Here is an 18,773-nt window from a genome sequence, read left to right as displayed (position 1 = left end):
TGCGAAGACTAGAGCCACGCTGGAGTCATGTTCGGACGAGTGCTGGTAGCGATGGTCACCCCGTTCACCCCCGACGGTGACCTGGACCTCAAGGGTGCGCAGGAGCTGGCGGCGCACCTCGTCGACAAGGGTGGCGCGGACGGGCTGGTCGTCAACGGCACGACCGGCGAGGCGCCCACCACCACGGGCGCCGAGAAGGCGCAGATCATCAGGGCCGTGAAGGAGGCCGTCGGCGACCGCACGCACGTCCTCGCGGGCGTCGGCACCAACTCCACGCGCCACACCATCGAGCTCTCCCGCCAGGCCGAGGAGAGCGGCGCCGACGGCCTGCTCGTCGTCACGCCGTACTACAGCAAGCCCACGCAGGAGGGCGTCGAGAACCACTTCAGGCAGGTGGCGAACGCCTCGGGCCTGCCGGCGCTGCTCTACGACATCCCCGGCCGGACCGGCACGGCGATCGACACCGAGACGCTGCTCCGGCTCGCCGAGCACCCGCGGATCGTCGGCGTGAAGGACTGCAAGGTCGACCTGCTCGCGACCGCCCGCGTGATCGCCGAGACCGGCCTCGACTTCTACTCCGGCAACGACGAGCTGATCCTGCCGCTGTACTCGATCGGCGGCGTCGGCACGGTCAGCACCGTCGGCCACGTCGTCGGCAACGAGATCAAGGCGATGCTCGACGCCTACGACGAGGGCGACAACAAGGAGGCCCTGCGCCGCCACCAGGCGTTGCTGCCGGTGATCACCGCGATCATGACCCGCGAGCCCGGTGCCGTCGCCGTCAAGGCCGCGCTCAACCTGCTCGGGCTCCCGGCGGGCCCGGTCCGCGAGCCGCTCGCCGGAGCCACGCCGAAGCTGATCAACGAGCTGAAGGCGCTTTTCGTCTAGAGCGCGTAGACCCGGCGAGCAGTGCCCGAGAAGATCGCGGCCTGCTCGCCGGGCGACAGCTCGGAGACCAGTTCCCGAGCCGCACCAAGCCACTCCCCGTAAGTGGCCGCCAGCAGGCACACGGGCCAGTCCGAGCCGAACATCAGCCGCTCAGGCCCGAACGCGTCCAGCACGACCTCGAAGTACGGCCGGAGCGTTGCCACGTCCCACGACTTCCAGTCGGCCTCGGTGACCAGCCCGGACAGCTTGCACGTCACGTTCTCGTGCGCCGCCAGCGCCCGGATCTGCTCGGCCCACTCCCCCGGATCGGCACCGATCGCGGGCTTCGAGCAGTGGTCCACCACGAACCCGACCTGGGGCAACGCCGCCACGGTCCGGCGCGCGGCCGGCATCTGGTGCGGCAGCGTCAGCAGTTCGTAGACCAGCCCATGAGCACCCACGGCCGCCAGCCCGTTCCAGACGTCCTTGCGGCACAACCACTCCGGGTCCGGCTCACTCTGCACCTGGTGCCGGATCCCGCGCAGCCACGAGCCGTGGGGGCTGTCCACCAACGACGTCAGCTCATCACCGACGGCAGCCGACGTCAGGTCGGTCCAGCCCACCACCGCGCCCACGACGTCCGAAGAAGCCGCGATGGCGAGGAACTCCGGCGTCTCCTCCGGCACGCACACCGTCTGCACCAGCACGGACGCCGAGACCTCGGGTGCGGCGGCGATGAAGTCCGGTTCCAGGAACGATCGCCGGATCACGCCCATCGGCGGATCGGTGATCCAGTCCTGGTCGCGGACCGAGAGATCCCACAGGTGGTGGTGAGCATCGACTATCACGGGGTGGGCACCTCCGGGTCGATGAGGTCCAGCGCCTTCAGCTCGTTCCACAGGTCCTCGGGGATCGAGGCGGAGAAGTACGCGGCGTTGGCGGTCATCTGCTCCGCCGTCCGTGCGCCGATCACCACCGACACCACGGCGGGATGACCCAGCGCGAACTGGATCGCCGCCTCGGGCAGCGTCACGCCGTGCCGCCCGCACACCGCTGCGATCGCCCGCGCCCGCTCCACCAGCTCGGAGGGCGCTTCCTCGTAGTCGTACCTGGCGTCGGACGCCACCTCCGGCTTCGACAGCAACCCGGAGTTGAATACCCCGCACGCCACCACGGACACGCCCCGGTCGACGCAGGCGGGCAGGAACGAGACCAGCGAAGGCTGCTCCAGCAACGTGTAGCGGCCGGCCAGCATCACCACGTCGATGTCGCTCTCGCGGACGAACCGCTCCGGCATCTCCCACTGGTTCATGCCGACGCCGATGGCGCCCACGACACCCTGCGACCGCAGGTCCTCCAGCGCCGGATAGGCCTCACCGATCGCGGAAGCCCAGTGGTCGTCCGGGTCGTGGATGTAGACGATCTCCACCCGGTCCGTACCGAGACGCTCCAAAGAGGACTCGATCGACCGCTTCACCCCGTCCGCCGAGTAGTCCCGCACCCGCCGGAAGTGCCGCGGCACCGCGAAACCCTCGTCGTCGAGGCCTTCGCCGTCGAACGGCTCCAGCAACCGCCCGACCTTCGTGGAGATCACGTACTCGTCGCGCGGCCGCCCGGCCAGGGCGACCCCGAGACGGCGCTCCGACAGCCCGAGCCCGTAGTGCGGTGCGGTGTCGAAGTAGCGGACGCCGCACCGCCACGCGGCTTCCACCGCGCCGAACGCCACCTCGTCGGACACCTCCCGGTAGAGGTTGCCGATCGGCGCACCACCGAAGCCAAGACGAGAAACAGCGACCTTCACGGCAGCTCCCACACGAGTCGCACAGCAGGTTCGGCACCGGAGTAGTCGTCCTCGACCTCCAGCAGTCCGGCCATCTGAGCCTGCCACGGAACGTTGGCGGGGTGCTCGGCCAAACAGGCGCGCATCGCGCGGTAGTCATCCACCTCGACGAGGTGGAACAGCTCTCGCCCGGAACGCCAGATCCGCCACGACCACACCCCGGCCTCGCGCAGCGCCTCGTCCAGCTCGGCCGGAATCGTCGCGTGGATGCGGTCGTAGTCGGCCTCGCGTCCCTCGCGAAGCCGGGTGTGCAGCGCAACGGTCTCCAACGCTCACTCCTGCTTCTGGCCGGTGGCGAACCGCGTCACGATCAGCGCCAGGATGATCACCGCGCCGTACGAGGCCTTGATGTAGAAGCCGGAAACACCCTGCAGCCGCAGGATCTGCTCCACGAGCCCCAGCATCAGCACACCGGACAGCGCGCCGAACAGCGTGCCCTTGCCGCCCTGCAACGAGATTCCACCGATCACCGCGGCCGCGAAGACCTGGAAGATCATGCCCTCGCCCTGCGTGGCGGCCACCGAACCGAGCCGTCCGGTCATCAGGATGCCCGCGATCACGGCGAGCACCGAACCGATGATCAGCACGGTCCACACCACGCGGTCGACCCGGATGCCGGCGGCCCGCGCCGCCTCCGAGTTGCCGCCGATCGCGTACAACGAACGGCCCGCGCGCAGGTACTTCAGCACGAAGATGCCCGCCGCGTAGCAGACGATGCAGATCCACACCGCCGCCGGCAGCCCGAGCCACGTCGTGGAACCCAGGTACAGGAACGACTCCGGCACGTCGATCAGCGACTTGCCCTCGGTGATCGCGAGCTGCAGACCGCGCAGCATCGTCAGCATGCCCAGCGTCACCATGAACCCGGACAGCCCGACCTTGAGGATCAGGAACCCGTTCAGGCCACCGATCGCGACACCGATCAGCAGGCACAGCGGCAACGCCAGCCACGCCGCGAGCCCGATGTCCAGCCCACCGGCCGACGACGGGATGATCAGCGCGACCGCCAGCGCGGGCGCGAGACCGACCGTCGACTCCAGCGACAGGTCCATCTTGCCGACGATCAGGATCATCGCCTGGCCCAGCACCAGCAACGACAGCTCGCTCTGCTGGGTCAGCACGGCGATCAGGTTGTTCGGCGTGAGGAAGATCGGCGACAGGATCGCCCCGATGATCAGCAGGAGGATGATCACCGGGACCAGCGCGAGGTCCTGGTACCGCGCCAGCCGGAACTTCGGCTTGTCCGGCGCGGGTGCCGCGACCGGCGGAGTCATGGCCTTGGTCATTCCGAGCTCATTCCTTCGATCGCAGAGATGAGTTCCTGATCGCGCCAGCCGCGTGCGAACTCGCGCACGACCTGGCCGTGGAACAGCACCAGAACACGGTCGCAGACCCGCAGGTCGTCGAGCTCGTCGGAGACGACGATCGCGGCCTTGCCCCGGCGCGCCTGCGCGTCGACGACCCCGAGCAGCGACTCCTTGGACTTCACGTCGACACCCGCGGTCGGGTTGATCAGCACCAGCACCGACGGGTCGCCGGCGAGCGCACGCGCCATCACGACCTTCTGCTGGTTGCCGCCGGACAGGTCCGAGACCGGCTGGTCCGGCCCGGCGGCCTTCACGTCGTACGACGCGATCGCCGTGCTGCCGGCCGACCGCTGGGCCGACGGCCACACGAACGCACCGGCCGTGCTCATCGTCGCGTTCTCCGCGATCGACAGGTCCAGCACGAGCCCCTGGTGGTGCCGATCCCTTGGCACGCAGCCGATTCCGGCTTTCAAAGCGGCCGGAACGTCGCCGCCGCGCACCAGCGAACCGTCCACGGAGATCGACCCGGCAGACGGCTTGCGCAGTCCGTAGACCGTCTCCGCGAACTCGTGCTTGCCGGACGACGCGCTGCCCGCGAGGCCGATGACCTCACCGCGGGTCGCCGACAGCGAGATGTCCGAGAAGTGGTCCCCGCTCAACGCCGACACGGTCAGCACTTCCTCGGAGGAGGACGGCCTGTCGTCGCCGCTGGGCACGTTCAGCCCGCCGACCTCGCCGGTCATCGCCTCGATCAGGTCGGGCTTCGACATCTCGGCCACCGGGGCGGTGACGATGTGCCGCGCGTCGCGGTAGACCGTCACCGTCTGGCAGACCTCGTAGACCTCCTGCAGGTGGTGGGAGATGAACAGGAACGTCACCCCCTTGTCCTGCAACGACCTCATCCGGTCGAACAGCCGCTCGATCGCCGGGCCGTCGAGCTGCGCGGTCGGTTCGTCGAGGATCACGAAGCGCGAACCGATCGACAGCGCCCGCGCGATCTCGACCAGCTGACGCTGCTCGACGGTCAGCGTGGACACCAACGCGTCCGGGTCGACCGCCACGTCGTAGGTCTCCAGCAGTTCGGACGCCTGGCGCCGCAGCTTCTTCCAGCTGATCAGCCCGCCGCCGAGGTCCTGCCGGTTGATGAACAGGTTCTCGGCGACCGACAGCTCCGGCACGACCGTCGACTTCTGGTACACGCACGCGACATGGCGGCGCCAGGCCGCGCTGTCGGCGACGGGCGGCGCGGGTTCGCCGAAGAAGCTGACCTCGCCCGCGTCCGGCGTCTGCATGCCGGTGAGGACCGAGACCAGCGTCGACTTGCCCGCGCCGTTGCGACCGACGAGCGCGTGCGACTCACCGGCCCGGATCTCGATGCCCACGTCGTCCAGCGCGAGCGTCTGCCCGAACCTCTTCGTCACGCCCCGCGCGACTGCTGCCAAGTTGTCGGCACCGCCGACGGAAGCGAACTCGTTCATCAGATCTGATTGCCCCAGAACGCCTTGTCGTCGACGTTCTCCTTGGTGATCAGCGGCGCCGGGAGCTGGTCCTCCAGCCGGCCGCCGCCGGTGTCCACGATGGTCGAGTCGTGGTCGGTCTTGCCGGGGGAGAACGTCTTCCCCTCCACGGCGGCCTTCGCGTAGAAGAGCGCCCACTGCGCGTAGAGGTCGGCCGGCTGGGAGACGGTCGCGTCGATCTCGCCCTTGCGGATCGCCTCCAGCTCCTGCGGGATGCCGTCGTTGGAGACGATGAAGATGTGCTTCGGGTCGGTCGGCGGGACGATCAGGTTCTTCTGCCGCAACACCTGCAGCGTCGGCGTGAGGAACGCGCCACCGGCCTGCATGTAGATGCCGTTGATGTCCGGGTGCTGGTTCAGCCTGGTCTGCAGGGCCGCGGACGCCTTCGGGCCCTCCCAGTCGGTCGGCTCCTCGAACACCGTGATGCCGGGGTAGTTCTGCTTCATGCAGGCGGCGAACGCCTCGGAGCGGTCGCGGCCGTTGACCGACGCCAGCGCTCCCTGGAACTCGACGACCTTGCCCTTGCCGCCCAGCTTGTCGCCGAGGAACTTGCAGGCCTTCTCGCCGTACGCCTTGTTGTCCGCGCGCACGACCATGTAGGTCTTGCCCTTGTCCGGACGGGTGTCGACGGTGACGACGGGGATGTTCGCCTTCTCCAGCCGGTCCAGGGTGGACGCGATGGCACCGGTGTCCTGCGGGGCCATGATGATCGCCTTGGCACCCTGCGACTGCAGCGACTGGGCGTTGGCGACCAGGTTCTCGACCTTGTTCTGGGAGTTGGTCGGGTTCAGCAGGTTGACGCCGAGGTCCTTGGCCTTGTCCGGGAAGTACTTGATGTAGGAGTTCCAGAAGTCGGTGTCGGCCCGCGGGTGGTCGGCGCCGATCGGCCCGACTCCGCCGGCTCCGGTGCCGGCGGTCCCGCCGCCACACGCGGACAGTGTCAGTGCACCGGCTAGCGCGAGGCACACCGCGGCGGTGAGGTTGCGACGCTTCATCGTTGAATTGCCTTTCATGACTGCTGGGGACGCAAGCGCAGGCCGTACATGCCACCGTCGACAGCGAGGATCGTGCCCGCGGTGGACCCCGACAGCGGGCTCGCCAGGTAGGCGATGGCTCCGGCGACCTCATCGGCGGAGACGAGCCGGCCGTGCGGCTGGCGTGCCTCCAACGCGGCTCGTTCGGCGGCCGGATCCGGTGCCGAGTCGAGCAGACGGCCCACCCACGGGGTGTCCGCCGTGCCGGGGGCGACCGCGTTGACGCGAATGCCTTCGCGGACGTGGTCGGCGGCCATCGCGAGCGTCAGCGAGTACACCGCGCCCTTGCTGGCCGAGTAGAGAGCACGCTGCGGGAGCCCGGCCCAGGCAGCGATGGAGCAGGTGTTGACGATCGCCGCGGACGGCGAGTTCCGCAGGTGCGGCAGCGCGGCTCGTGAGACGCGGACCATGCCCAGCACGTTGACGTCGAGCACCTTCGCCCACTGCGCGTCGTCGTTGGCCGTGACGTCGCCCTGTGCGCCGATGCCGGCGTTGTTCACCACGACGTCGAGCCGTCCGAACCGCGCGACGACCTCGTCGATCGCGGCCTTGACGCTCTCGTCGTCCGACACGTCCGCGCGGATCCCGGTGAGCGGGTCCTTCACGTCCGGGTTGAGATCGAGCGCGACGACCGTGGCTCCCCTGCTGCTCAGCAGTTCGGCCGTGGCCAGGCCGATGCCGGACGCACCGCCCGTGACGACGGCGACGAGTCCTTCGAAGTCAGTCATCCTCGCCCTCCAGATCAGTCCACACGGGACCGCCGGGGTAGACGTAGTCGGCCAGCGTCTCATCCTTGAGCTGCGCGGAGAACCCCGGCGCTGCGGGCGCCAGGTAGCGGCCGTTCTCGACGACGGCCGGGTCCAGGAAGTGCTCGTGCAGGTGGTCGACCCACTCGATCACGCGCTCCCCGATCTCCCCGGAGACGGCGACGTAGTCGAAGAACGACAGGTGCCTGACCAGTTCGCACAGGCCTACGCCGCCGGCGTGCGGGCACACCGGGATGTCGAACTTCCTGGCCAGCAGCAGGATCGCGATGTTCTCGTTGACGCCCGCGACCCGGCATGCGTCGAGCTGCAGCACGTCGATCGCGCCGGCCTGCAGCAGCTGCTTGAAGATCACGCGGTTCTGCACGTGCTCGCCGGTCGCGACCCTGATCGGGGCCAGCGCGTCGGCGATCGCGCGGTGCGCCAGCACGTCGTCCGGAGAGGTCGGCTCCTCGATCCAGTACGGGTTGTACGGCGCCAGCTCGCGCATCCAGCGCACGGCCGTGTCGACGTCCCAGCGCTGGTTCGCGTCGACCGCCACGCGGGTGTCCTCGCCGACGACCTCGCGGGCGAGCTTCATCCGGCGGACGTCGTCGTCGAGGCTGCCACCGACCTTGAGCTTGATCATGTCGAAGCCGTCGGCGAGTGCCTGGCGGGCGAGTCCGGCGAGCTTCTCGTCGGAGTAGCCGAGCCAGCCCGGTGACGTCGTGTAGGCCGGGTACCCGTCGCGGGCGATGGTGTCCGCGCGCTCGGCCTTGCCGGGTTCGGCCTCGCGCAGGATCTGCAACGCGTCGTCGGGCGTCAGTGCGTCGCTCAGGTACCGGAAGTCGACGAGGCTGACGATCTCCTCCGGCGACATCTGGGCGAGGAACCGCCAGACCGGCAGCCCGGCGCGACGGGCGGCGAGGTCCCAGGCCGCGTTGACGACGGCGCCGATCGCCATGTGCGCGACGCCCTTCTCGGGGCCGAGCCAGCGGATCTGCGAGTCGCCGATCAGCTCGAAGTACAGCTCCGCCAGCGCTTTCGCGTCCTCCGGCACGTCCTTGCCGACGACGTGCGGTGCGAGGGCCTTGATGCCGGCGGCCTGCACGTCGTTGCCGCGGCCGATGGTGAACGCGAGCCCGTGTCCCTCGGGTCCGTCGTCGGTCCGCAGCACCACGTACGCGGCGCTGTAGTCCGGGTCCGGGTTCATCGCGTCGGAGCCGTCGAGCTCGCGCGAGGTCGGGAACCGGATGTCGAGGACGTCCAGTGCGGTGATCTTCGGCATGGGCTCAGGCCTGCCCGAGGATCTGGCGCTGCCTGCCGAGGCCTTCGATCTCCAGCTCGACCACGTCGCCGGCGCGCAGGTACGGCTTGGGCTCCGGCTGGCCGAGCGCCACCCCAGCGGGTGTACCCGTGTTGATGACGTCACCCGGACGAAGGACAAGGAACTGGCTGAGGTAGCGCACGATCTCCGCCACCGGGAAGATCATGTTTTTGGTGGACGAGTTCTGCTTGATCTCGCCGTTCACCCAGAGCCGCATCTCCAGGCTCTGCGGGTCGGCGATCTCGTCGGCGGGCACGAGGAAAGGGCCGAGAGGGTTGAACGTCTCGCAGTTCTTGCCCTTGTCCCACGTCCCGCCGCGCTCGATCTGGAACTCGCGCTCGGAGACGTCGTGCGAGAGCACGTACGCGCCGACGCAGGCCAGAGCGTCCTCTTCGGACTCCAGGTAGCGGGCGGTGCGCCCGATGACGACGCCGAGCTCGACCTCCCAGTCGGTCTTCACGGACCGGCGCGGGACGAGCACCTCGTCGTACGGGCCCACGATGGTGTCGGGCGTCTTGAGGAACATCACCGGCTCACCGGGTATGTCCGCACCGGTCTCCTCCGCGTGGTCGCGGTAGTTGAGGCCGATGCAGATGATCTTGCCGGGATGCGCGAGCGGCGGCCCGACGCGCACGCCCTCCGTGCTCAGGGCGCCGAGCTCACCGCTGTCGAGAGCGGCGCGCACGCGGTTGACGCCGTCGTTCGCGAGGAACGCCCCGTCGATGTCCGGGGTGATCGGCAGGAGGTCGTATGTGGTCCCGTCGTCGGTCCTGACTGCAGGACGCTCGTCACCGACCGGCCCCAGGCGCAAGAACTGCACGGCCGTTCCTCCTCTGCTCACACCCTACGAAATACATCGGATGTATAGCCCCGCGATACCGCCTGCGTCTAGAGCTTGGCCTGAAGTCGTCCGATGAATAGAAGGAGTTGATCGTGAATCTGGTGACCGCAGCACTCCTGACAGGCGCACTGCTGGCGCCGGTCGGACCGGTCGACACTGTAACCGTTTTCGTCGAGCTGACCTCGGCCGCAGCCGTCGACTCGGGCACCGCCGCGCAGGCGCGTTCAGCGCGGGATCGCACCTCGGAGCACGTGTCCCAGGTCGTCTCCCGGTCCGGCGGCAGGGAAGTCGCCCGAACGACCAACGCGGTGCCCGGCGTCGTGCTGTCGGCGGACAGGTCGCGCCTGTCGGCCCTGACGCGCATGCCCGAGGTGCGGGCGGTCCACCGGATGGTCCCCAAGAAGCTCACGAACGCGCACGCCGTCCGGCTCACCCGGACGTCCGACGTGTGGAAGTCGCTCGGCAGGTTCGGCGACGGCGTGCGGATCGGCGTGATCGACACCGGCATCGACTACCGGCACGCGGACTTCGGCGGCGGCACCTTCCCGAACGCCAAGGTCGTCGGCGGGTACGACTTCGCGGGCGACTCCTACACCGGCAGGCCCGGCGCGATCCCGGAGCCGGATGCCGACCCGGTGGACTGCGACGGCCACGGCACGCACGTCGCCGGCACCGCGGCCGGGTACGGGGTCAACGACGACGGCACGACCTACCGCGGTTCGTACTCCTCGGTCGACCTGGACGCCCTGAGGATCGGCCCCGGTACGGCCCCGAAAGCGCAGCTCTACGCGTTGAAGGTGTTCGGCTGCAAGGGCGGCACGAACCTCACCGCGCGGGCGCTGGACTGGGCGCTCGACCCGAACGGCGACGGCGACTTCTCCGACAAGCTCGACGTGGTCAACCTGTCGCTGGGCAGCGACTTCGGTGCGCCCGACGACCCCGACTCGTTGTTCGTGCGCAAGCTCGTCGAGCACGGCGTGGTGGTGGTCGCGGCGGCCGGCAACGGCGGCGACTTCTACGACGTGTCCGGCTCGCCGGGCAACTCCCCCGAGGCGATCTCCGTCGCGAACACCCGCGACGCGTTCACGATGCTGGACGGGCTGGAGGCCGCCGGCCAGCGGCAGGCCGGCCAGTACAGCCAGAACTTCAAGGAGCCGTTCGACCTCACCCTGCCCGTTGTGCGGCTCGCGTCCAACGTGGACGGCTGCCAGCCGATCTCCGAGCCGCTGGCCGGGAAGATCGTCTGGCTGGAGTGGGACGACAGCGACGCCACCCGCGCCTGCGGTTCGGGTGCCCGCACCGACAACGCCTGGAAGGCCGGGGCGGCCGGAGTGCTGCTGCCGACGGCGTTGCCGGTGTTCGCGGCCGGGATCGCCGGAAACGCGCACATCCCGGCGTTCCAGCTGACGGCGGCGGCCTCGTCCGCGCTGCGACCGGCTCTGGAGGCCGGGACGCTGACCGTGCGCCTGACCTCGGCGCTGAAGGTCGCGGTGCCTTCCCTGGAGCCGTCGATCCAGGACACGATCACGCCGTCGTCGTCGCGCTCGCGTTCGTCGATCGCGGTGGCCGCACCGGGCGACACGATCTTCTCCGCCGCCTCCGGGACGGCCTCGGACGGCGTGTCGCTGGGCGGCACGTCGATGGCGTCGCCGCACGTGGCGGGCATCGCGGCACTGCTGCGCGAGGTCCATCCGGAGTGGACGGTCGCGGAGGTCAAGGCCGCGCTGATGAACACCGCCTCCGGCGTGATCAAGGATTCGAAGGGTGTGCGCGAGGCCCCGATGCGGGTCGGCGCGGGCCGGGTGGACGGGCTCGGCGCCCTGTCGGCGGACGTGCTGGTGCTGGGCGACGCGTCGTTCGGCGCGGTCGAGGTGGGTGGTCCGGTGCAGACGAGCCGCACCCTCGAGCTGGTCAACAAGGGATCCCAGACCGTCCGGCTGCGCGCCGGCTACGAGCCGATCACCAGCGTGCCCGGAGTGTCCTTCCAGGTCAGCGCACCCTACGTCGTGCTGCGGCCGGGCGGTTCGGTCTCGGTGCCGGTGCAGTTGCGGATCTCCGGCCCCGGCGCGCTGCGCAAGACGCCCGACCCCACCGTCTCGCTCGACGAGGGCCGTCAGTTCCTGGCGGAGGCGTCCGGCCTGGTGACGTTCACCGGCGACCGCTCTCTCCGCGTGCCGGTCTACGCGGCACCGAAGCCGGTGTCGCGCCTGAGCGTGACCGGTGGCCGCGTCACCGGCCGCGGCCTCGACCAGCCCGACTACCAGTCGCGGATGACCGTGCTCCAGCTCGGCGCGCGCTCCGACCGCCTGCCCGACTGCGGTCCCGGCGTGCAGGCCGACTGCGCCGCGAACCGCACCGCACGTGGCGCCGACCTGCGGTACGTGGGCGCGACGGCCACGCCGGACCTGCTGGCGTTCGGCGTCGCGACCTGGAGCACCTGGGCGAACATCGGCGGCAACACCAAGCCGGAGGTGCGGTTCTCGGTGGGTGGCAAGGACTTCGTGACCACCGCCGAGAAGCGGACGAACCCCGAGGGTGAGGTGACGGCCGACGTCTGGGTCGCCCGGACGGTGGTGGCCGGTACCGAGGACGTGGTGGACGAGCAGCCGCTGAACGGCTTCGACGGCTCGACGGACACGAACCTGTTCGACAGCGACGTCGTGGTGCTGCCGGTCGCGCGGTCGGCTCTGCCGTCCGGCCCGGTGACCTACACCGCCGGGGTGCTGAGCCGGTACACCGCGCCCGCCGACACCGACGACCTGGTCGACGTCGCCCCCGCGGTCACGTTCGACTACAGCTTGATCGTTCCCGCACTGTCCACAGTGGTACGTCCGGGTGATCGGGTTGCGGCCGGCTCGCTGGTGTTCTTCCACCACAACGCAACGGGTGACCGCGCCCAGGTCGTGTGACACCCGGTTGGGCGTGCCTCAGCGGAGGAGTCTCTCGGCATACTCGATCGTTATGGATCTGGTCGTGGGACTCGACGCTGGCGGCACGTCCACCAGAGCATTGGTGCTCGGACTCGACGGCGCCCGCCTGGGTCAGGGCCTGGCGGGCGGCGCGAATCCGAACTCGCACCCGCCCGACGTGGCCGCCGCCCACATCGGCGAGGCGCTGGCGGAGGCGCTGGACGGCCTCGACTCCCGCAAGGTCCGCTCCGGCGTCCTCGGCATGGCGGGCGCCTCCCGCATGACCGACCCGGCCGTCTTGGACCTCTTCCAAGGAGCCTGGGAGCGCGCGGGCCTGCACTGCCCGATGCGCGTGATCACCGACTGCGAGGCCGCCTTCGCCACCGGCACCTCGTCCGCCGACGGCACGGTCCTGGTGGCGGGCACCGGTTCCATCGCGGGCCGCATCGCCGGCCACCGCATGGTGGGCCAGTCCGGCGGCTACGGCTGGCTGCTCGGTGACGACGGTTCGGCGTTCTGGCTGGGCCGCGAAGCCGTCCGCGCCACGGTGAAGCTGCTCGACCTGGGCGCACCGCTGGAAGGCCTGGCCACCGCCGTCCTGACCGCCGCGGGCGCTCGCAACCGGAGCCAGCTGATCACCGCCGTGAACGCGGCGGCTCCCATCGCACTCGCCCAGTTCGCGCCCCTGGTGAGTTCCGCCTACCACCACGGCGATCCCGAGGCGCTGACGATCGTGGCGTCCGCCGCCCGCCTGCTCGCCGACACGGCCACGGCCGTCCGCGAGCCGTCCGACACCTCGCCGATCGTGCTGGTCGGCAGCCTGATCAAGACCCCGGTCGGCACGCACCTGAAGGAGGAACTCCTCACCCGCTGCAACGCCCCGGTGATCATGGCGACGGAGGGCGCGGCGGGTGCGGCCTGGCTGGCGGCCGTGGACGTGCTGGGGCCGGACGCGCCGAGGCCCAGCAGGTCATGACGCCAGCAGCCGGCCCGAGTGCGGCGTCCGCTCGTGGTAGGCGCGCAGCAGGCCGGCGTGCACGTCGTCCACGTGTTCGGCGGCTTCGGTGTTCCACACCAGCGTGATCCGCCGGTGCAGCGGGTTGCCGATGATCGGCTTGAGCAGCACGCCCGGCAGGTCGTGACCGGGGAAGAACCCCGCCACGGCGCCGGTCGACCGCACCAGGTCGGCGGCGACGTGGGGATCGATGCCGAAGTGCGCGCACCGCGGCGTGAACCCGACCGCTTCGCAGGCCAGTTCGAGGTTCAGCCGGCCGCCGTGGTTCTCGTCCGGGACGACCCACTCCTCGCCGGCGAGCTCCGACAGCAGCACCTCGCTGCGGCCGGACAGCCGATGGCCCACCGGGACGCCGATCAACATGCGTTCCGTGACGACACCGCGCAGGCCCACCGCCTTCGGGAACCGCAACGGGCTGCGCGGGAACTCCACCACCAGGGCCAGGTCGAGGTCGCCGGTGCGCACGAGTTCCAGCACGGCGTCACCGCCGCGTTCGATGTGCGTGGTCTGCGGCAGGCTGGGCAGCACCTCTCTGACCACCCCGACCAGCAGCGCGGTCGGCGAGCCCGCCACACCGCCGAGCCGGATGCCGGAGTCGCCGCGCTCGGCCAGTTTGCGCGAGGTGACGAGCAGGTCGTCGAACCGTTCGACCAGGTCCTCGGCCCGCAGCACGACGTGACGGCCCAGTTCGGTCAGCTCGACGCCGTCGTTGCGGCGCAGGAACAACGGCCCGCCGAGACTCGCCTCGATCCGCCTCACCTGGGCCGTCAGCCCGGCCTGGGCGATCTTCATCTGGGAGGCGGCCCGGCTGATGCTGCCTGCCCGCGCGACGGTCAGCACCACGTGCAGATGTCTCAGCTCCATTCGCACTGAGGAAGCCTAGGACAGTTGCTCACCAACGAACACGGCCACGCGGGTGTCACCAGATGACGCTCCGTGGCCGTTGCAAGGGCGATTGCTCTGTCAGGCCGATAACCCGGGAATTATCGGCACCTCACACCTGCCGCTGCCCGCGCGGACTGCCCCACCCTGCTGTTGACACCAAACGACCCGAGGGGTGGGACCGCCATGAGGAAAGCGTTGCGGCTGCGACGCCTTTCCCGTCCGCACGACGACAGGTACCTCTTCGTGCCGTTGGACCACAGCGTTTCGGACGGCCCGGTGGTGCCGCAGGGGCGGTGGCAGGACCTGATCCGCGCCGTCGTGCAGGGCGGCGCCGACGCCATCATCGTCCACAAAGGACGTGTGCGTACCATCGATCCCGCCGTGCTGGGCGGATGCGCGCTGATCGTCCACCTGAGCGCGGGCACCGCGCACATGGCCGACGCCAACGCCAAGGTGCTCGTCGGTGAGGTCGACGAGGCGTTGCGGCTCGGTGCCGACGCGGTGAGCGTGCACGTCAACATCGGCTCGGACACGGAAGCCCGCCAGCTCGCCGACCTCGGCACGGTCGCGGCCGCGTGCGACTCGTGGAACGTCCCGCTGGTCGCGATGGCCTACGCCCGCGGCCCGCGCGTCGGCGACCCCAGGGACCCTGCTCTGCTGGCGCACGTCGTCAACATCGCGGCGGACCTGGGCGCGGACATCGTCAAGACCAACCTGGCCGACGACATGACCGAAGTCGTTGCCAGCTGCCCGATTCCGGTGATCGTCGCGGGCGGCCCGGCCTCGGCGACCAGCCTCGCCCGCCACGCCCGCGCGGCGATGGACGCGGGCTGCGCGGGCCTCGCCGTCGGACGGCGGGTCTTCACCTCACCGACGCCGATGCACCTGGTCGCGGAGCTGGCGTCGATCGTGCACGCGCCCACCGACGCAAGCCTCATCCACGCCCTGACCGCCACCTTGGAGAACCGGTGAAGTTCGCCTGGATCGACCTCAGAACCGTCCCGGAAGCGCACCGGACCGCCGTGATCGACGCGGCCGTGCACAGCCGGATCGCCGGAGTCGTCGCGGACGACCCGGCGCTGCTGGACGGCCTGCCGCCCACGATCACCCGCGTGCTGCTCGCCTCCCAGCCGGTCGACAGCCCTCACCTGGTCACCGTGACGGTGCACGACCAGGACCAGCTGGACCGGCTGCACTCGGGTTCCGCGTTCGTGACGGTCAGCGACGACCGCACGCTCAAACTCGCCTGTGCCGCGGCGGAACGGCTCGACCACACCGTCGTCGCGTTCACCGATCCGACGAAGATCCCGCTGGAGATCGTGATCGCCGCCGCCGACGGCGCACCCGGCAAGCTGATCACCGTCGTCACCGACCTCGTCGAGGCCGCGATCGTCCTCGAATGCCTCGAACACGGCTCGGACGGCGTGCTGATGGCCCCGCGGGACGCGACGGACGTGTTCAAACTGGCCCGGCTGCTGGAAACCACGTCCCCGCCGCTGACCCTGACCACGCTCACCGTGGAAGCGCTGACCCACAACGGCCTCGGCGACCGCGTCTGCGTCGACACCGCCTCGCACTTCCGCGAGGACGAGGGCATCCTCGTCGGCTCGTTCTCGTCGGGGTTCATCCTCTGCTGCAGCGAGACGCATCCGTTGCCGTACATGCCGACGCGGCCGTTCCGGGTCAACGCGGGCGCGCTGCACTCGTACGTGCTGGGCCCGGCGAACCGCACCAACTACCTGTCCGAACTGCGTTCCGGCAGCAAGGTCCTCGCCGTCGACGCCGACGGCCGCACCCGCGAGCTCACCGTCGGCAGGGCCAAGCTCGAGTCCCGCCCGATGCTCACCATCACCGCCCGCTCACCGGAGAACGTGGTGGTCGACCTGATGGTGCAGGACGACTGGCACGTCCGCGTCCTCGCGCCCGGAGGCAAGGTCCGCAACGTGACCGAACTCCAGCCCGGCGACGAACTGCTCGGCTACATCGCGTCCGAGCAACGGCACGTGGGCCTCCCCATCGGCGAGTTCTGCAAGGAGTCATGAAGTGCGTGAGTTCATCACCGACCTGTTGCACCGCCACGGCGACGAGGTGCCGATCTTCAGCCACCGCAGCACAGTCACGCACGGCCTGCTGCGCGCCGACGTCACCGCTCACGCTCTCCGCTTCGCCGCCGTCGGCATCCGCGACGGCAGCACGGTCGCCGTCCAGGTACCGCCGAGCTTCAGCCAGCTGGAAGCCGTGCTCGCGTTGTGGAGCATCGGCGCGCAGGTGATCTCGATCGACCACCGCCTGCGCCCGGCCGAGGCCCACGTCCTGCACGAACTGACGCGCCCGGAGTTCCTCGTCCACCCCGGCGGCGCTCCTGTCCAGGGTTTCCAGGAGCGGTACGGACTGGCGGCCGAACGGGTCGACGGCCACCCCGCTACGACTCCGCACCGGCTCGTCCAGTTCAGCTCGGGCTCGACCGGCCGCCCGAAGGTCATCGGCCGCAGCACGCCGTCACTCGTCGACGAGGTGGCACGCTTCTCCGCCTCCGACGGCATGGTGCGCCGCGGCGAACGCCTGCTGCTGCTCAACTCCCCCGCACACAGCTTCGGCCTGATCGGTGGCCTGCTGCACTCTCTCGCGACAGGCGTGCACCTCGTGTTCGCCGCAAGCCCGACCGCAGAAGACATTCTGGGCTCCGCACGAACCCACGAGGTCGACTTCGTCACCGGCCTGCCGTTCCACTTCGACCTGCTGGCCTCCTCACCCGACCGCGACGCGCTGCGCACAGTCCGCGGCGCGTTCGCCGGTGGCGAGATGATGCCGCAGGACGTGGCCTCCCGATTCCTCGCCGCCTACGGCTTCCCGGTGGGTGAATGCTTCGGCACCACCGAAACCGGCGCCCTCACCATGGCCGTGGGCGGCACGGTCCGCCCGTCCGTCGGCAAGCCGATGCCCGGCATCACAGCGCGAGTGCGCAACGGCCTGGTGGAAGTGGCCCTGCCGGAAACGCCCTACCTGTCCTCGGACGACCAGGCGCGCTTCTCCGGCGGCTGGTTCCGCACCGGCGACCGGGGCGAGTTCACCGCCGACGGCGAACTGCGCCTGCTCGGCCGCGCCGACTCACTGGTCGTGGTGCGTGGCAACAAGGTCGACCTGACCGAGGTCGAACAGGTCCTACGTGGACACCCGCAGGTGACCGAAGCGGTCGCGGTGGGACAGACGGAGATCCGGGCCTACGTGGGCACTGCCAGCAACACCCTCACCGCGCAAGCACTGTCGGAGTGGTGCACGGAAAGGCTCGCGGAATTCAAGCTGCCCCAGCACATCCACGTCATGGACACGCTTCCGAGAACGTCGAGCGGCAAGATCATCCGAAACATGGAGCCGCTCCATGCGTCCTACCTTCAGGCACATTCGGCCGGAAACGATGGCACGAAATGACCTGCCAGGCCTAGCTTTCCGACATGCCCAAAAGATCGTCCAGCGTGGTGGGCCGGGAGTTCGGTGGCACTGTTCGCGCCATCATCGCGAGGACCGGCCTCACCCATCGCAAACTCGCCGAACTCCTCGGCTGGCAGGAAGCCAAGATCTCCGACATGACCCTCGGCAAAGGCGGTGTGACCGAGGCGGACGTCCTGCTGCTGCTCGGGTACTGCCGGGCCACGGTCGAGGAACGCGAACACCTGCTGGCGCTGTTCCACGAGTCGGGCAACGCCTGGCTTCAGATCCCGAAGGACGGTGTGCCGGACCAGGTCCGCACGCTGATCGACCACGAGCAGGACGCCGAGGAGATCATCACCTGGTCGATGATCCTCGTGCCCGGCCTGGTGCAAACGCCGGACTACGGCTACATCGTCACCGAACGTTCGCCCGTGATCGAGGCGGAGGACGTCCCGGCGGTCGCCGCTGCCAGGGCGGCTCGTGCGCACATCCTCGAACCTGACAGGAAATTCGTGTTCCTGGTGCACGAACAGGCGCTGGAACTCCCGGTCGGCAGCGTCGAGGTGTGGCGAGAACAGCTGGCCCACCTGCTCAGGATGTCGGTGCGGAAGTACATCAGCATCCGGATCGTTCCCCGGTCGGCAGGCGTGCACGCGGGTACCTGCGGTGACTTCTGCCTGATGAAGTTCCCGAAGTACCCGCCGGTCGTCTACGCGGACAGCGTCAACTACTGCCTGTTCTTCGACGACCCGGAGACCATCAAGATCCACGAGGACATCCTGACGGCTCTCGCGGCCGTCGCCCTGACTGAGGAAGAATCGAGGGCGGTGATCGACAACATCTTGGAGGGCCTCCAATGACCGCCTGGCGCAAGAGCAGTTACAGCGGCAGCAGCAACAACTGCGTCGAGGTGGGCCACGGAGTCGGCATCCGCGACAGCAAGGCCCCGAGCAGTCACATCCCCGTTTCGCCGGCCGCCTGGTCCGCGTTCCTGCGCTTGGCCCGTTTCCCCAGCAAGACGCAGTAACCCTCGGTAACGTCCCCCTCACGCACGTGCAA

18 protein-coding genes are annotated in these 18,773 nt (G+C 69.6%); 8 read left to right on the top strand and 10 right to left on the bottom strand.

The window, feature by feature from the left end; translation table 11 throughout:
* Positions 1–27: 27 nt before the first annotated feature.
* Positions 28–888: a 4-hydroxy-tetrahydrodipicolinate synthase gene (gene dapA / locus AB0M48_RS23755; protein ID WP_363845793.1), complete on the top strand. Its 861-nt coding sequence runs from the start codon at positions 28–30 to the stop codon at positions 886–888.
* Here dapA and AB0M48_RS23750 read toward each other — a convergent pair.
* The 9 genes from AB0M48_RS23750 to AB0M48_RS23710 are packed head-to-tail and all read right to left on the bottom strand — an operon-like array spanning position 885 to position 9,455.
* Positions 885–1,715: an amidohydrolase family protein gene (locus tag AB0M48_RS23750; RefSeq protein ID WP_363845791.1), complete on the bottom strand. Its 831-nt coding sequence runs from the start codon at positions 1,713–1,715 to the stop codon at positions 885–887. The genes dapA and AB0M48_RS23750 overlap by 4 nt on opposite strands.
* Positions 1,712–2,668 (bottom strand): aldo/keto reductase, encoded by a 957-nt coding sequence (locus tag AB0M48_RS23745; RefSeq protein ID WP_363845789.1) that lies wholly within the window; start codon positions 2,666–2,668, stop codon positions 1,712–1,714. Before AB0M48_RS23745 ends, AB0M48_RS23750 begins: the two co-directional genes overlap by 4 nt.
* Entirely contained in the window at positions 2,665–2,976 is a 312-nt protein-coding gene (locus AB0M48_RS23740; RefSeq protein WP_363845787.1) for an L-rhamnose mutarotase, read from the bottom strand. Before AB0M48_RS23740 ends, AB0M48_RS23745 begins: the two co-directional genes overlap by 4 nt.
* 3 nt (positions 2,977–2,979) lie before the next feature.
* The gene (locus tag AB0M48_RS23735; RefSeq protein WP_363845784.1) at positions 2,980–3,993 is read right to left on the bottom strand and encodes an ABC transporter permease; all 1,014 of its coding nucleotides are present in this window, start codon (positions 3,991–3,993) and stop codon (positions 2,980–2,982) included.
* Positions 3,990–5,492, bottom strand: a complete 1,503-nt coding sequence (locus AB0M48_RS23730) for a sugar ABC transporter ATP-binding protein (RefSeq protein ID WP_363845782.1) — start codon at positions 5,490–5,492, stop codon at positions 3,990–3,992. The genes AB0M48_RS23735 and AB0M48_RS23730 overlap by 4 nt, the downstream gene beginning before the upstream one ends.
* The gene (locus AB0M48_RS23725) at positions 5,492–6,526 is read right to left on the bottom strand and encodes a sugar ABC transporter substrate-binding protein (protein WP_363845780.1); all 1,035 of its coding nucleotides are present in this window, start codon (positions 6,524–6,526) and stop codon (positions 5,492–5,494) included. Before AB0M48_RS23725 ends, AB0M48_RS23730 begins: the two co-directional genes overlap by 1 nt.
* 14 nt (positions 6,527–6,540) lie before the next feature.
* Positions 6,541–7,293, bottom strand: a complete 753-nt coding sequence (locus AB0M48_RS23720; RefSeq protein WP_363845778.1) for an SDR family oxidoreductase — start codon at positions 7,291–7,293, stop codon at positions 6,541–6,543.
* Positions 7,286–8,596 carry an enolase C-terminal domain-like protein gene (locus tag AB0M48_RS23715; protein ID WP_363845776.1) on the bottom strand — a complete coding sequence of 437 codons (1,311 nt, stop codon included), beginning with the start codon at positions 8,594–8,596 and terminating at the stop codon, positions 7,286–7,288. Before AB0M48_RS23715 ends, AB0M48_RS23720 begins: the two co-directional genes overlap by 8 nt.
* Positions 8,597–8,600: 4 nt before the next feature.
* On the bottom strand, positions 8,601–9,455 hold the full coding sequence (locus tag AB0M48_RS23710; protein WP_363845774.1) for a fumarylacetoacetate hydrolase family protein: 855 nt from the start codon (positions 9,453–9,455) through the stop codon (positions 8,601–8,603).
* Between the two features lie 122 nt (positions 9,456–9,577).
* On the opposite strand from AB0M48_RS23710, the gene AB0M48_RS23705 reads away from it, so the two are divergent.
* The gene (locus AB0M48_RS23705) at positions 9,578–12,385 is read left to right on the top strand and encodes a S8 family serine peptidase (protein WP_363845772.1); all 2,808 of its coding nucleotides are present in this window, start codon (positions 9,578–9,580) and stop codon (positions 12,383–12,385) included.
* A gap of 52 nt (positions 12,386–12,437) precedes the next feature.
* Positions 12,438–13,361: a BadF/BadG/BcrA/BcrD ATPase family protein gene (locus tag AB0M48_RS23700; protein WP_363845770.1), complete on the top strand. Its 924-nt coding sequence runs from the start codon at positions 12,438–12,440 to the stop codon at positions 13,359–13,361.
* Here AB0M48_RS23700 and AB0M48_RS23695 read toward each other — a convergent pair.
* A complete protein-coding gene (locus AB0M48_RS23695; protein WP_363845995.1) occupies positions 13,356–14,264 on the bottom strand; it encodes a LysR family transcriptional regulator in 909 nt (302 codons plus the stop codon). The genes AB0M48_RS23700 and AB0M48_RS23695 overlap by 6 nt on opposite strands.
* A 204-nt stretch (positions 14,265–14,468) precedes the next feature.
* Here AB0M48_RS23695 and AB0M48_RS23690 point away from each other — a divergent pair, with 204 nt between their 5' ends.
* From AB0M48_RS23690 to AB0M48_RS23670, 5 genes are read left to right on the top strand one after another with little or no spacing between them, the layout of a single operon-like run.
* Complete coding sequence (locus AB0M48_RS23690) at positions 14,469–15,257, top strand: 2-amino-3,7-dideoxy-D-threo-hept-6-ulosonate synthase (protein WP_363845768.1); 789 nt, start codon at positions 14,469–14,471, stop codon at positions 15,255–15,257.
* A complete protein-coding gene (locus AB0M48_RS23685) occupies positions 15,254–16,327 on the top strand; it encodes a 3-dehydroquinate synthase II (protein WP_363845766.1) in 1,074 nt (357 codons plus the stop codon). Before AB0M48_RS23690 ends, AB0M48_RS23685 begins: the two co-directional genes overlap by 4 nt.
* Before the next feature lies 1 nt (position 16,328).
* Positions 16,329–17,714: a class I adenylate-forming enzyme family protein gene (locus AB0M48_RS23680; protein WP_363845764.1), complete on the top strand. Its 1,386-nt coding sequence runs from the start codon at positions 16,329–16,331 to the stop codon at positions 17,712–17,714.
* A gap of 23 nt (positions 17,715–17,737) precedes the next feature.
* A complete protein-coding gene (locus AB0M48_RS23675; protein ID WP_363845762.1) occupies positions 17,738–18,574 on the top strand; it encodes a helix-turn-helix transcriptional regulator in 837 nt (278 codons plus the stop codon).
* Positions 18,571–18,741, top strand: coding sequence for a DUF397 domain-containing protein (locus AB0M48_RS23670; protein WP_363845760.1), 171 nt, complete (start codon positions 18,571–18,573; stop codon positions 18,739–18,741). The genes AB0M48_RS23675 and AB0M48_RS23670 overlap by 4 nt, the downstream gene beginning before the upstream one ends.
* The last annotated feature ends 32 nt before the right edge of the window (positions 18,742–18,773 follow it).

This window comes from Lentzea sp. NPDC051208 (genome assembly GCF_040682435.1).
GTDB lineage: Bacteria > Actinomycetota > Actinomycetes > Mycobacteriales > Pseudonocardiaceae > Lentzea > Lentzea kristufekii.
The sequence above is the reverse complement of the archived record's forward strand: the minus strand, read 5'-3'. Positions and strand labels throughout refer to the sequence as shown.

Excerpts from the sequence above, each read along its gene's own strand:
- dapA (WP_363845793.1), top strand. The coding sequence starts at position 28 with ATGTTCGGACGAGTGCTGGTAGCGATGGTCACCCCGTTCACCCCCGAC.
- AB0M48_RS23735 (WP_363845784.1), bottom strand. The coding sequence starts at position 3,993 with ATGACCAAGGCCATGACTCCGCCGGTCGCGGCACCCGCGCCGGACAAG.
- AB0M48_RS23730 (WP_363845782.1), bottom strand. The coding sequence starts at position 5,492 with ATGAACGAGTTCGCTTCCGTCGGCGGTGCCGACAACTTGGCAGCAGTC.
- AB0M48_RS23725 (WP_363845780.1), bottom strand. The coding sequence starts at position 6,526 with ATGAAGCGTCGCAACCTCACCGCCGCGGTGTGCCTCGCGCTAGCCGGT.
- AB0M48_RS23720 (WP_363845778.1), bottom strand. The coding sequence starts at position 7,293 with ATGACTGACTTCGAAGGACTCGTCGCCGTCGTCACGGGCGGTGCGTCC.
- AB0M48_RS23715 (WP_363845776.1), bottom strand. The coding sequence starts at position 8,596 with ATGCCGAAGATCACCGCACTGGACGTCCTCGACATCCGGTTCCCGACC.
- AB0M48_RS23700 (WP_363845770.1), top strand. The coding sequence starts at position 12,438 with ATGGATCTGGTCGTGGGACTCGACGCTGGCGGCACGTCCACCAGAGCA.
- AB0M48_RS23695 (WP_363845995.1), bottom strand. The coding sequence starts at position 14,264 with ATGGAGCTGAGACATCTGCACGTGGTGCTGACCGTCGCGCGGGCAGGC.
- AB0M48_RS23690 (WP_363845768.1), top strand. The coding sequence starts at position 14,469 with ATGAGGAAAGCGTTGCGGCTGCGACGCCTTTCCCGTCCGCACGACGAC.
- AB0M48_RS23675 (WP_363845762.1), top strand. The coding sequence starts at position 17,738 with ATGCCCAAAAGATCGTCCAGCGTGGTGGGCCGGGAGTTCGGTGGCACT.
- AB0M48_RS23670 (WP_363845760.1), top strand. The coding sequence starts at position 18,571 with ATGACCGCCTGGCGCAAGAGCAGTTACAGCGGCAGCAGCAACAACTGC.